The following is a 12355-nucleotide window of genomic DNA, read 5'->3' as shown; positions in this document are numbered from 1 at the left end:
GTGTGGCGCCCGTAAGGGGCGCAACCCAAACGCTCAGTGGACTCGGTAATGGAGAGTGCCAAGTCATCGACAGCTCACACGTAATTGCCAGTCCGGTGTCAAGCGTATCCTCCCCGCGAGAACGCGAAGAACCTTTGTCATGAGCGCTTGCCCTGGCTAGCGGCGGTCCGGGCTCGGCACCACCGAGGGTGCCTGTTCCGGGTCATCGCCGCGGCGCCGCTGCAATACGCGCAGCCGCTCGATGACGTAACGCACATGCATGTGCAGTTCGTACAACTCGTTGGAGTACGACAGCGGCACTTCCACCGCGGCCAGCTCGTCTTCCATCTGCTCCAGGCGTTCGATCTCGCTGTCCAGTTCGCCGGGCAAGGAACCTGCGTGCAGCTTGCGGTCGATCTCGCGCAGGTACTTGTACCAGCGGTAGATGCGCGCACGGATGCGCCACTGGTAGATCGGTCCGACAGCCTTGAACAGCGGAATCATCACCACGATCAAGGGGATCAGCAGGATGATGTAGCGGTCGGCCAGCGAGGCGATACGAAACGGCAGGTAGCGTTGCAGGATCGGCAGGCCCTTGTCGTAGTAATGCCCGGCATCCTTGTGCAGCTCGAAGGTGCGGGGCTCGGCGCTGGGAAAGGTGCCGGCGGCATCGAGCAGGGTACCGCTTCGCATCACTTCACGGCTAGCCTCGAGAAACAGCGGCACCAGGCCGGGGTTGAAGTCCTCGTTGACCACCAGCGTGGCGACCGGAGACAGGGTGACGATGTCGCGGTCCGGTGCGTTGTTGGCAAGATCCAGCAGGCCTTCGCCGACCTTCACCTGATTGAAGAACGGCAGGCGCGCCTCGTAGGCGGCGGCGCGACGAAAGTGTGCCACGGCGATGTCGGGGTTGGCCGCCAGTTGCTGCACCAGTGAGTTTTCTGCCGGGCCGACGAAGAAGGCGGCGTCCAGTTCGCCGGCCAGCAGCGCGCGCGCCGCCTTGCCGCCGCCGATGCTCTGCCAGGTATCGGGATACTGTTCGGGCTCGATGGCATTGGCGCCGAGAATGGCGTCGCTGGCGGCACGGGTGCCGCTGCCTTCGCCGCCCAGACCGAGGCGCAGTGGCAACAGATCAGCGATGCGATCCAGGTTCACTTCGCGCCGGTAGAACAGCCATAGCGGTTCCTGATAGATCGCCCCCAGGCTCTCCAGCTTGCGCTGCTCCTCGGGTGCCAGCTGGCGCTCCAGGCCGCTCTGCACCAGGGCGATCTCCACTTGTGGGTCTTTCGCCAGCAGACGTTGCAGGTTGTCGCGCGAGCCCGAGGTCGGCACCAGATTCAGTTCGAAACCTTCCTTGGCCAGTTCTTCCTTCAGGCGTTCGGCGAACTGCTGATAGGCGCCCCCCTGGGCGCCGGTGGCCATGCTGGCGCTCATCGGCGGTGGCGGCGCGACGAACTGGAACAGTGCCCAGACCAGGCCAGCCACCACCGGGACTATCCACAGGTTGGCCAGGATCATGATTTTCAGGTCATTGAGTACACGGCGCATGGGGCTTCCTTTCAGCGAATTCAGGGTAAGGATAGAACCCCATGCGCCTCAAGGTCATCCTGATGGTGGATGACGCTCTTTCATCCACCGTCAGGCGCGCGGTGGATCGGTGAGCCGTGATGCACCCTACGTCAGCATCTTCTGCCTTTCGCGTAGATGGCTGAGCAGCAGCAATGTACCCAGCAAGGCCACTGCATACAGCGCATCGCTGCCGAGCATCGCCAGCACCGCTGCACAGAGCAGCCCACTGAGCCCGGCCAGCAGGCGCCAGATACCACGCAGCAGCACCCAGCCGGCGGCCATGCTCAGCAGGTAGATCAACACGAAGTTGCCGTTGGCGTAGCGGATCAGATCGTCCACCGACAGGTTCAAGGTCGCCGAGAGCATGGCGCACAGCGCGCAGCTGATCACCACCAGCAGCAGGGCGCTGCCGGGGACACCATGGTGGTTGCGCATGGCCAGCCTGGCCGGCAGACGTCCTTCGTCGGCCAGGCTCCAGATCAGCCGGGCGAAGCCCTGGATGTAAACGTTCATCGAGGCGAAACAGGCCAGGTAACCGAGCACGACCACCGGCACGCGCGCTTGCTCACCCAGCAGTTGCTCGAACAGGCGCGGCAGGGCGGTGGTGTCGCTGCGCACGTCGCCGTAGGTGGCGAAGCTCAGTACCGCCACCGAGCAGGCCCAGTACACCAGGCCGGCCAGCAGCACACCGAGCAGCAGCGCCAGTGGGAAGTCGCGCTCGGGGTATTTGAACTCTTCGCCCAGGTGGGTGAAGGCCTCGATGCCTACGAAGCACCAGAACATCACGCCCAGTGCTGTTGGCAGCAGGTGCCACTGGCCGTCCATAGCTGGTAGCAGCGGTTTGCTGGCGCGCGGCAGGTCACCGACCCACCAGATCAGTGCCACGCTGGCGACGATGGCCACGGCGATCAGCCCCTGCAGCATGCCTGATGCTTTCGGCGGGCGCTGGCCGAGCAGGAGGATGGCGCCCAGTGTGGCCAGTTCGATGAGCAGCAGGCCGGCGCGATCGAGATCGAACAAGGCCAGCCAGAAGCCGCTGGCGATATGCAGGGCTGCGGGCAAACCGACCGGCAGCACGGCGAGAAACAGCAGGGCGCTGACCCCCTCCATGCGCAGACCGAAGGCACGGCCGATCAGGTGCGGCGCGCCGCCGGCATGAGGGAAGCGCTTGCCCAACTGGGCGAAGGTGAAGGCCACCGGCAGCACCAGGGCTATGAGGATCATCCACGCCCACAGCGACGCTTCGCCAGCCGCAGTGGCAGCCAGCGCCGGCACCACGAAGATGCCGGTGCCGAGCAGCGAGGTGCTGAGCAGGGCGATGCCCTGCAGCAGGCCCAATTCCTTGTTCAATCGACTCATGGGGTATGCTCATCATTTTTCAGATACCGCCATGGTAGGGCGCCGGCCAGTTGCAGGCTGTCGCCTTTTGCCGACGAAATGGCGGTTTTCACCGTCAATCCGATTGCCGCCCGAGAAGCCCCCGTGGACAAGTTCGATCGCCAGATCCTCGCTCTGCTGCGCAGCGATGCGCGCACCTCCGTCAGCCAGATCGCCCGTGAGGTCAACCTGTCACGTTCGGCGGTCAGCGAGCGTATTCGATATCTGGAAAGCAGCGGCGTGATTCGCGGTTATCACGCGCAGGTGGCCGAACCGGGCGAGGCAAGCGTGAAGGCCTTTCTCGAACTCTTCTATCAGGGCGGACGCTGCGAGGACTATGTCGAGCGCATGCGCGCCCTGCCCGAGGTGCGTCACTGCAGCGGCATCAGTGGGGAAACCGACATGCTGGTGTTCATCGAAGCGCCGAGCATGACGCGCCTGAGCGAGGTGCGCGGTGCCATCGAGGCGTTCCCCGGCATGCAGAAGGTCAAGACCCATGTGGTGGTCAAGGACTGGGCGATGTAGCGTTGCTCACTCGGCGTGTTCGTCCTGCTCGACGGCTTGTGGGCGTTGCAATATCAGCAGTGGCAGACCGGCGCCGAGCACCAGTAGACCCAGCAACGCGCCGCTGCCGGCGTACAGCGTGCTGGAGTAGAACAGGCCCAGGCAGGTGAGGGCGAACAGGATCGGCGTCAGCGGATACAGCGGTACGCTGAATGGCCGCCGCACCCAGGGTTGCCGACGGCGCAGGCGAATCAGCGCCAGCGCGACGAGGAACATGAACAGCCAGAACACCGGCGCGGTGTAAGCCACCATGGTTTGCACGCCGTTCGCAGTCAGGGCGCCGAACAGGATCAGTGGCAGGGTAAGAGCGCACTGCAGCAGCAGGGCGCGTACCGGGGTCGCGCCGCGTTCGTTCCAGCGACCGATGAATGCCAGTTGCGGCACGTCGCGGCCCAGCGCGTAGTAGACCCGCGCACCGGTGAACAGCGTGGCGTTCAGGGTACTCAAGGCGGTCAGGCAGACGAACGCGGCCAGCATGACCTCGGCTCGGGGGCCGGCGACTATGTTCATCAGGTCCGCCGCCACGGCATCGCTCTGGCGCAGGCCGTCGAGGCCGAAGATATTGAGAAATACCAGGTTCGCCAGCAGGTAGATGGCCGTCACCAGCGCCGTGCCGATCAGCAGCACGCGACTCATGTTGCGCGCCGGGTTGCGCAGTTCGCCGGACAGGTAGGCCGCTTCGTTCCAGCCGCCATAGGTGAGCAGCACGAACACCATGCCCATGCCCAGCATCGCCGCCAGGTTGCCGCTGGCAGGTGCGGCACTGGCGGTGTTCGGCTGCGGTTCGGCCAGCACCAGGCCGGCCAGCACCACCAGCAGCAGCGCCAGCACCGTAACGCTGGTGAAGAACAGCTGGGCACGTCGTGATTCGCGCGTGCCGAGCACATTGAGCAGGGTCAGCGCCACCACCACCAGGGCGGCATGCCAGGCGCTGCCATAGTCTCCGAGCGGTAGCAGGCGCTGGGCGTAGTCGCCATATATAAACGCGACCACGGCGATCGCGCCGGTCTGGATCACCGTACCGCGAGCCCAGGCGAACAGCAGGCCGATCTGCGGTCCCCAGGCCAGGCTCAGATAATGGTATTCGCCGCCCTGGTCCGGATGCGCCGCACCCAGCTCGCCGTAACACAGCGCGCCGATCAGCATCACCAGCCCGCCGACCAGCCACAGGGCCAGATAAAGCTCGGCGCTGCTGGCATGCTGCGCCACCAGCGGCGGCAGGCCGAAGATGCCAACACCGATCACCACGCCGACCAGCATCGCGACGGCATCGACGACCGACAGCCCGGCGCGCCTGGAGGACGCTAGTGAGGTCATGACTCAGCTCCTGCGCGCGACCCAGCCCTGCTGCGCACCATCCGCTGGCACTGCTTCGATACGGTCGCCATTGAGCTGGCCGACATACAGCCTGTCATCGAGGGTGAAGCGCAGCTCGCTGCCTTTCAGCTGGCCGCTGAGCATGTCGGGCTGGCCATCGACCTTGCCGACCACCTTCTGGAAGCGCTGGTCGAGTTCGACCTGATAATTCTGGCCATCCAGCTCGAGAGTCCACTGCCCCGCGACCTTGGCTGGCACGATCCACAGAAACACCGAACTGCCATTGATCACATCGCTCTGATCAGGCTCCCAGTCGCCGAGGTTGAAGGCGTGCGACACCACCCGAGTACCTGGCTTGAGGGTGTCGAGAATCACCGGGCGCAGGCGCATGTTGACCGTGGAGAGCAGGTACATGGTCAGCACGTCGGCCTCGGAAATATCCTTCTGGAACAGGTCGCCCTGCTCGAACGTGACCTTGTCCGCCACGCCCTCGCGTTCGGCGTTCTCCTGCGCCTCGCTGACGCGCTCGGGGTCCAGGTCGATGCCGTAGGCCGCTCTGGCACCGTGATCCTGCACGGCGGAGATGGCGATGCGACCATCGCCCGAGCCCAGGTCGATGAGGTAATCGTCCGGGCCGATTTCGGCCAGCTGGAGCATATGCGCCACCACAGGCTCCGGCGTGGGCACATAGGGGACGTCGAGTCGTGGTGGTTGTTGGGCCTGCACCGGGCTAATCAGCAGACCGGCCAGCAATCCGACGGGCAGGGTGAAGGAGGCGAAGCTACGAACGGATAGAGCGCTCATCGGGAAAAGCTCCTCACGGGTGGCGATTTTTTTCCGACTGGTGAGCGGGGGCGAGGTTCGTACCGATGTGCGGCAGGATCGGGCAAGAACGCGCTTCAGGCCACTAACCGCAGCGCCTGCGGCTGTGTAACCGGATGTAATCGGCCGATCCGTCACTGCGGCATTGCCAGCCTGTGGGCGCGCAGGCACTGTAGGCGGGTTTTTCGCCTTGGTCGTTTTCGCATGCGCATCCTGCACACCTCCGACTGGCATTTGGGCCAGCATTTCATGGGCAAGACCCGTCAGGCCGAACACCAGGCCTTTTGCGCCTGGTTGCTGGAGCAGGTGCGTGTGCACGACGTGGACGTGCTGCTGATCGCCGGCGACGTGTTCGACACCGGCGCACCGCCCAGTTACGCCCGCGAGCAGTACTACCGGCTGGTAGTGGAGCTGCGCGACGCAGGCTGCGCCCTGGTCGTACTTGGCGGCAACCACGACTCACCGGCCATGCTCGGTGAAAGCCGCAGCCTGTTGGCGCAACTGGGCACCCAGGTGGTGCCGAGCGTGGGCGTCGACCTGGCCGAACAGGTACTGGTGCTGCACGGACGAAACGGCCGGCCGGGCGCCATCCTCTGCGCCATTCCCTTCATTCGCCCGCGCGACGTGCTGGCCAGCCAGGCTGGGCAGAGCGCGCAGGACAAGCAGCAGTCACTGCAGCAAGCCATCGCCGAGCATTACCGGGCGCTGTACGAGCTGGCGTCGAGCAAGCGTGACGAGCTGGGCCTGACGCTACCGATCATTGCCACCGGCCACCTCACCACGGTTGGCGCCAGCGCCAGTGAGTCGGTGCGCGAGATCTACGTCGGCAGCCTGGAGGCCTTCCCCACCAGCGCCTTCCCGCCGGCGGACTACATCGCCCTTGGCCATATCCACCGCCCGCAGAAGGTCGGCGGCCTGGAACACATCCGCTACAGCGGCTCGCCGATTGCCCTGTCCTTCGACGAAGCACGCCAGCAGAAGGAAGTGCTGCTGCTGACGTTCGAGGGCGCCACCTTGCAGTCGATCACGCCACTGCCCGTGCCGATATTCCAGCCCATGGCCAGCCTGCGCGGCTCGCTCAAGGAACTGGCCAATGCTATCGCCGAGGTAGCAGACCAGGGCACACCTGAGCGGCCCGTATGGCTGGAAGTGCAAGTAAGCACCGACGACTACCTGAGCGACCTGCAAAGCCGCATCAACGCACTCTGTGAGGGGCTGCCGGTGGAAGTGCTGCGCATTCGCCGTGAGCGTGGCAATGCGGCCGCCAGCCTGGCCAGCGAAGCACGGGAAACGCTGGACGAGCTGTCAGTGGAAGACGTCTTCGCGCGCCGCCTGCAGCAAGAGACATTGGAAGAAGAGGATGCCCAGCGTCTGCAGGGGTTGTATCGGCAGGTGCTGGAGGCGCTGCCCAAGGCTTAGCAGCACAGACCTCCGTAGCCCGGATGCAATCCGGGGAATGGCCGTCGCGACAATCCGGCCAAGCGCCTGCTGCGCTCAACCCAGCGGGCTGACTACACCGGCAAACCCCTGGCCCAGCACATGCGTGTAAATCTGCGTCGTACGTATATCGGCGTGCCCCAGTAGCGTCTGCACTGTGCGAATGTCGCTCCCCCGACGCAGCAGCTCGGTGGCGAAACTGTGGCGAAAAGTGTGGCAACTGGCAGGCTTGTGAAGATTGGATTGCCGGACGGCATGTCTGACAGCTTTCTGAATTGCACTGACATGAAGGTGATGACGAACGATCTGCCCGTCCTCATCCGTACAAAGTCCCGTCGAAGGGAGCAACCATTGCCACTCGAATGAACATCCGGCCTTGGGGTATTTGCGACGTAACGCAAATGGCAGGCTGACGGGAGCGTGATAAAAACTGTCCCGCTGTTTCCAGGCGCGAAACATTCGCTCTCTGCGCTCCAGCAGCGGCGCGATCAAGGGCGCCGGCAGGAGTGTTGTTCGGTCCTTGGCGCCTTTGCCGTCGTGAATGGTGATGACCTGCTTATCGAAATCCACATCCTTGATACGCAAACGTGCGGCCTCCACTACACGCAAACCGGCGCCGTACATCAGCGAAGCCAGTAGCTGATGCGGTTGGCCAAGCCTGGAAATGAGCGCCGTGGCTTCCTCATGCGTAAGTACGCAGGGAATACGCGCCGAGCGTTTTGCTCGCACCACTTCACCAACTTGCCCGAGGGGTTGTTGCAACACTTTGGCGTAAAGGAAAACCAGTGCATTGAGCGCCAGATTCTGGGTGGCGGCAGCCGCCTGACGTTCAACTGCCAACCAGGTGAGAAAGGTGTTGACCTCGGCAGCACCGAGTTCCAGCGGGTGGCGCAGTTGATGGAAACGGATGAAATAGCGAATCCAGTACCAGTAGGATTTTTCTGTGCGGATGCTGTAATGATGCAAGCGCATCACCGCCCTGAATTGCTCTTGCAGGCGAGGTTTGCTGGAGGTTTCCATGGCCGACTCCCTGGCTGTGTTTTTGTACAGTAGTAATGGTAGCGCAAAAAGAGGAAGTCAAGCGAATACATCCAGACATCAGGGGCTGGCTGGTAATGCCATGATTTGAAAAGAATTTTTCCGGGGCGGCGATGACGATAGTGCGGAGTTAGATGGAAGGCTCTACTATCGGATTAGTACCGCCTTCCATCTAATCACTGTTAGCGGCCAAAGATGAATCAGAGCTATATACCAATAACAGACATACTGCCACCATCAAGTGACGATTTCGCTTTCATGCACTGGGACGACTGCGAGCCAATCATCGATTACATGCTTACCTTCCGCACAAGCCCTGTCGGTGCTCCACATGAATTTATAACAATACACATGAGCGCTGAAGAAACATCCTACTTCAATATTCAGGGCAAACCACCAAAAGAGTTAAAGCTGGAGTCCTACCGCATATATCGCTTATTAAACTCCAGAATGACCACAGCCACTGACAAAGAGCACATAATTATCACATTGTCGGACAAGTCAATTGAGTTAGTTGGTAGGGAGTTTTACTGCAGCCACTCACTCAACGAAGCAAGTGCAATAAAGGCTCTTATAAAGTATGCGCAAAACTGCGGCGTTGGCAGCTAACAATGCGCTCAAATCGTTCGCTTCGCTCACTGGGACCGGCTAAAGCCGGCCCCTCAGCTTAATCGTTATGCACTAGGGTGACTTATGGAGTTTCTCTACATCATCGGGACGATCCTTGTCTTTGGAGTTATATACTCAATATATGACCACCGAAGACTGCAAGGCATTGCCCGCGAGAGAGGGCAGCCTAACATTTGTGAGTTTGCACGCTCATTCGATTACAGAGAAATAGATACAAAGATAATACGGGAAGTTTGGAATGAAATAGGGCTAAATCTTGGGAGCTACGATGGCCAAATGTTTCCTATTAAAGCCGAAGATCTTTTCGAGAGTACCTATAACTTCGATCCAGATGACCTCGATGACGCGTATTGGGCAGTTGCTGATCGGTTGGCAATAGATACGTCAAACCCTGAAAATAATCCCTATTGGAACAAAGTCAATTCGGTGAAAGATTTAGTGTTGTTTTTACACAATCAGCCAAGACTAAAAAATGCATAACCAAGCGCAGCACTACGCAGCCTTCGGCTGCCGGACGCTCGCAAGCTCGCGCCGGTGTGCGCAACGTTATGCACTAAGTACCGGAGAATCAATATATGAGTGAAACTGCAGGCACAGTGATCAAGCTATTGTCCGCTTTGACCTCGCCAAAGGCTTCAGTCAAATACATATCAGTGGGTATTTTCCTTGTGCTTTCATGGAAGTATCTCGATAACACCCTAGCTTCTTTGGGCGCACCAAAAGAACATCATAGCCTTATAGTATTGCTAATTGGGCTTGGTATCGGATCTCTTATTGGTCAGGCTATCTACGTTGTAGTTTCTTCAATATGGGAGAAAATTGAAACTTCTGTCAAGGAGAAGAAAGAGAAGCAGAAAAAAGACGAATTTGAGAAAGCTCAACAACGATCAGTAGATCAAGCAAATGAAGAATTTCTAGAGGGGTTCAAAAAGGCATTTGAACATTTCCCTTATTGGAAAAGGGATGCTCTTAGGCTCCTTATAGATAAGGAGCAAAGAATGGAGTGGCATTTAGAGTATGTAGACTCTCTCAAAACCAACAAATATATTATTCGCACCACAAATATTGATAGTGATACCGATCTCTATAAAATTCATCCCGCAATCCGAGATTACGTAAAAGTCCAGTGGAAAGCTGAGATAGATTCAAATATGGCTGACTTTTTCGAAAACCTCACGCCAGAGAAAAATGAATTAATTGAAGTTATGAAGTTTACTGAAGAAGCGTTTAAAGGCCCAATTAGTCAGGCCTGCGCAAATTTGGTAAACCCGCTACATCCTTGCTTCACTAGGGAAGCTGAAGACGAAAATGGATTCTATATTTCATTTCGAAATCCGTACTGCAGCCTGTTTAATGAGAAAACTGGCCTAGAGCTCATAGATGAGGTTTATATTAAGCATAGCTGGGTCCGCAGCGAAGAAGTTAGCGCATGAAAAATGCATAACAAAGCCAAGCACGATCGCCAGCAAAGCTGGCTGGACCTGCATTCCGCTGCTTCGCAGCTCCATTGCGGCCCGTGTTGGCGGCGTTATAGGGATCATTCTGCCTCTATGTACAACGCAATTAAAAAATATGCACCAATCCTTTTCATCAGCACAGCTATTGCGTCTGTTTTAAATTATTATTCGTACCAAGCTATTATTCTAATCACCCAGGCACAAACCGGCACAATCCCAACGGAACTAGCCCTAGAAATCATCACCGCAATTTCAATCCACATAATTGTTCTGTCAGCAGCGCCATTAATTCTGTCTGCAAAAAACAAAACATCCGCCAGTTACGTGACCCTGATCATTCTTAGCGCAATCTATATAACTTATATGGCTGAGATAAATGTGATGGGGCCAACAATAACTATTTTTGCTTTCTGCTACTTGGCCTTTTATGGCTGCTCTAAGGCTAAAGACATTTACAACCATTACCGCACAAAATAGAGCTCGTGGTGAATTCCTATAACAATTGGTTCAAACCGGTCGCTGCGCTCACTGGGACGGGCTAAAGCCCGCCCCTTAACCAAACGTTAGAGGCAACATCAATGTCCCGCGCGTACCGAATAAGACTGATGTTCGAATGGGGCGGAGGTTCTTTGTGGTGCGGCAATGAATCAGCATCAAGAAAGTTTGATGTCGGCCCTGTAGAAGATAAATTATCTCTGAGCAACACAGTGCTTGAACGATTAAACGCATTATCGCAATGGCACGACACGGCCTTAAATTGGGAGTATCCACCCGATCCAGGCCCTTGGGGTCCCGACGAATACGCAAAATTCGAGACAGAAGCACTCGCTTTTTTATCGGAGCTTCAAGCGGAGCTTGGCCCTGATTTTGAGGTCATTTATGAACCAAACTAGGTTGCCCCTAACTAGTGGTTCAAATCGCTCGCTCCGCTCACTGGGACGGGCTAAAGCCCGCCCCTTAACCAAATGTTAGGGTCTTTATGTTCATTGGCCATCTCCCAGCTGGGTATATTTCCGCGAAATTGCTGTTTAAGCAGTTCGCAGATACTGGAATTTCCGCAAAACTCTTTGTCTTGGCCGGAGTGCTTGGCGGAGTCGCACCAGACTTTGATATGTTCTACTTTTACTTAATCGACAATAGGCAGAATCATCATCATACATACTGGCCGCACTACCCTGTAGTTTGGCTGACTATCCTGGCAGCGTCGAGCATCTGGTTTAAACTCGCCAACAATAAATCAATCGCAGCACTCGTGCTAATTTTCTCAATCAGCGGATTTATTCACATGCTGTTAGATTCAATAGTAGGCGATATATGGTGGCTTGCTCCATTCATAGATAAACCTTACGCACTTTTCACTGTAGAAGCTGTTTATAAGCCTTGGTGGCTAAATTTTATTCTGCACTGGTCGTTTGCTCTTGAAATACTAATATTTGTTTGGGCTTATTATTTATGGCGCTCCAAATCGGCAAAACCCTAACAAATGGTTCAAACCGTTCGCTTCGCTCACTGGGACGGGCTAAAGCCCGCCCCTTAACCAAACGTTAGGCACTCTATGAACACCAAGGACTGGATCAAATTCTTCGACCTGTGCAATCAAGTACTCGGTGAAGGAGACTATTATCTTTACCACTCCAAGAACTGGTGCTCCTGGACTACATTCAAACGAGTAACTAGTGACGCCCTTTATTGGGCAAGAGGCCTTCCCAAAACAGGTGAGTACGGGGAGCACGGTGTTAACGATGGAGGAAACTGGGGGCAACCATTCCCCTACACATCCATCGCACATCTAATAATCCCTCGTCGCTTCGAGTTCTGCGACATGTATCAAGGGCAGTTCGTTCATAAGCAAACAGAACAAGACATTGATCATCTATCGGTGCTTCTACATGAGCATGGCATTGACCATATGATTTCTGAGTGGGCGCTTGAGTTGAGGCTAATCAGTGGTCGCGCCTAACAACTGTATATGGACTCTCCCCACAAATAGTGGGCAAAGCTTTTCTTTTGCACTTATCGTCAGCGCGGTTGCATTCGTATATCCGGCCTGTTCTGGGCTTTCCGCCCTGGCCATTCTGTAGTTCGCGCAGCGGGGGCCAAGCGTTCAATCGATCCCCGGGATCATCGTTGTTATCGGCCTTGTTCCGCTGCAGGACTCGCCTGTT

The 12355-nt window shown here is 57.5% G+C and carries 14 protein-coding genes; 9 read left to right on the top strand and 5 right to left on the bottom strand.

The features are described from left to right. Window positions 1–156: 156 nt before the first annotated feature. A complete protein-coding gene (locus BLR77_RS22380; RefSeq protein WP_074682025.1) occupies window positions 157–1527 on the bottom strand; it encodes a TAXI family TRAP transporter solute-binding subunit in 1371 nt (456 codons plus the stop codon). 126 nt (window positions 1528–1653) lie between these two features. Then, window positions 1654–2907 carry an L-methionine/branched-chain amino acid transporter gene (gene yjeH, locus BLR77_RS22375; protein WP_074682023.1) on the bottom strand — a complete coding sequence of 418 codons (1254 nt, stop codon included), beginning with the start codon at window positions 2905–2907 and terminating at the stop codon, window positions 1654–1656. A 123-nt stretch (window positions 2908–3030) separates the two neighbouring features. On the opposite strand from yjeH, the gene BLR77_RS22370 reads away from it, so the two are divergent. After that, window positions 3031–3450, top strand: a complete 420-nt coding sequence (locus tag BLR77_RS22370) for an Lrp/AsnC family transcriptional regulator (protein WP_074682106.1) — start codon at window positions 3031–3033, stop codon at window positions 3448–3450. 6 nt (window positions 3451–3456) lie between these two features. Here the strand turns inward: BLR77_RS22370 and BLR77_RS22365 are convergent, their stop codons facing one another. Together BLR77_RS22365 and BLR77_RS22360 are read right to left on the bottom strand one after the other, a co-directional pair. After that, window positions 3457–4806 carry an APC family permease gene (locus tag BLR77_RS22365; RefSeq protein ID WP_074682021.1) on the bottom strand — a complete coding sequence of 450 codons (1350 nt, stop codon included), beginning with the start codon at window positions 4804–4806 and terminating at the stop codon, window positions 3457–3459. A gap of 3 nt (window positions 4807–4809) precedes the next feature. Continuing rightward, window positions 4810–5610: an SAM-dependent methyltransferase gene (locus BLR77_RS22360; protein ID WP_074682019.1), complete on the bottom strand. Its 801-nt coding sequence runs from the start codon at window positions 5608–5610 to the stop codon at window positions 4810–4812. Between the two features lie 222 nt (window positions 5611–5832). Here BLR77_RS22360 and sbcD point away from each other — a divergent pair, with 222 nt between their 5' ends. Beyond that, window positions 5833–7047 (top strand): exonuclease subunit SbcD, encoded by a 1215-nt coding sequence (gene sbcD, locus BLR77_RS22355; protein WP_074682017.1) that lies wholly within the window; start codon window positions 5833–5835, stop codon window positions 7045–7047. A gap of 75 nt (window positions 7048–7122) precedes the next feature. Here sbcD and BLR77_RS22350 read toward each other — a convergent pair whose 3' ends face one another. Continuing rightward, on the bottom strand, window positions 7123–8085 hold the full coding sequence (locus BLR77_RS22350; RefSeq protein ID WP_074682015.1) for an integron integrase: 963 nt from the start codon (window positions 8083–8085) through the stop codon (window positions 7123–7125). 213 nt (window positions 8086–8298) lie between these two features. Between BLR77_RS22350 and BLR77_RS22345 the strand changes: the two genes are divergently transcribed. The 7 genes from BLR77_RS22345 (at window position 8299) to BLR77_RS25310 (ending at window position 12150) form a co-directional block, all read left to right on the top strand. Continuing rightward, window positions 8299–8712 (top strand): hypothetical protein, encoded by a 414-nt coding sequence (locus BLR77_RS22345; protein ID WP_139203076.1) that lies wholly within the window; start codon window positions 8299–8301, stop codon window positions 8710–8712. 84 nt (window positions 8713–8796) lie between these two features. Further along, window positions 8797–9213 (top strand): hypothetical protein, encoded by a 417-nt coding sequence (locus tag BLR77_RS22340; protein WP_074682011.1) that lies wholly within the window; start codon window positions 8797–8799, stop codon window positions 9211–9213. A gap of 95 nt (window positions 9214–9308) precedes the next feature. Continuing rightward, window positions 9309–10166 carry a hypothetical protein gene (locus BLR77_RS25320; RefSeq protein WP_139203075.1) on the top strand — a complete coding sequence of 286 codons (858 nt, stop codon included), beginning with the start codon at window positions 9309–9311 and terminating at the stop codon, window positions 10164–10166. A gap of 3 nt (window positions 10167–10169) precedes the next feature. Continuing rightward, window positions 10170–10667: a hypothetical protein gene (locus BLR77_RS25315; RefSeq protein WP_139203074.1), complete on the top strand. Its 498-nt coding sequence runs from the start codon at window positions 10170–10172 to the stop codon at window positions 10665–10667. A gap of 128 nt (window positions 10668–10795) precedes the next feature. Beyond that, a complete protein-coding gene (locus BLR77_RS22335; protein WP_202907460.1) occupies window positions 10796–11083 on the top strand; it encodes a hypothetical protein in 288 nt (95 codons plus the stop codon). 86 nt (window positions 11084–11169) lie between these two features. After that, window positions 11170–11670, top strand: a complete 501-nt coding sequence (locus BLR77_RS22330; RefSeq protein ID WP_074682007.1) for a metal-dependent hydrolase — start codon at window positions 11170–11172, stop codon at window positions 11668–11670. Between the two features lie 75 nt (window positions 11671–11745). Next, a complete protein-coding gene (locus BLR77_RS25310; protein WP_074682005.1) occupies window positions 11746–12150 on the top strand; it encodes a hypothetical protein in 405 nt (134 codons plus the stop codon). Window positions 12151–12355 lie beyond the last annotated feature (205 nt).

It is taken from the genome of Ectopseudomonas alcaliphila (assembly GCF_900101755.1).
In the GTDB taxonomy this organism is placed as follows: Bacteria; Pseudomonadota; Gammaproteobacteria; order Pseudomonadales; family Pseudomonadaceae; genus Aquipseudomonas; species Aquipseudomonas alcaliphila.
This window is presented reverse-complemented; position numbering and strand designations above follow the sequence as displayed.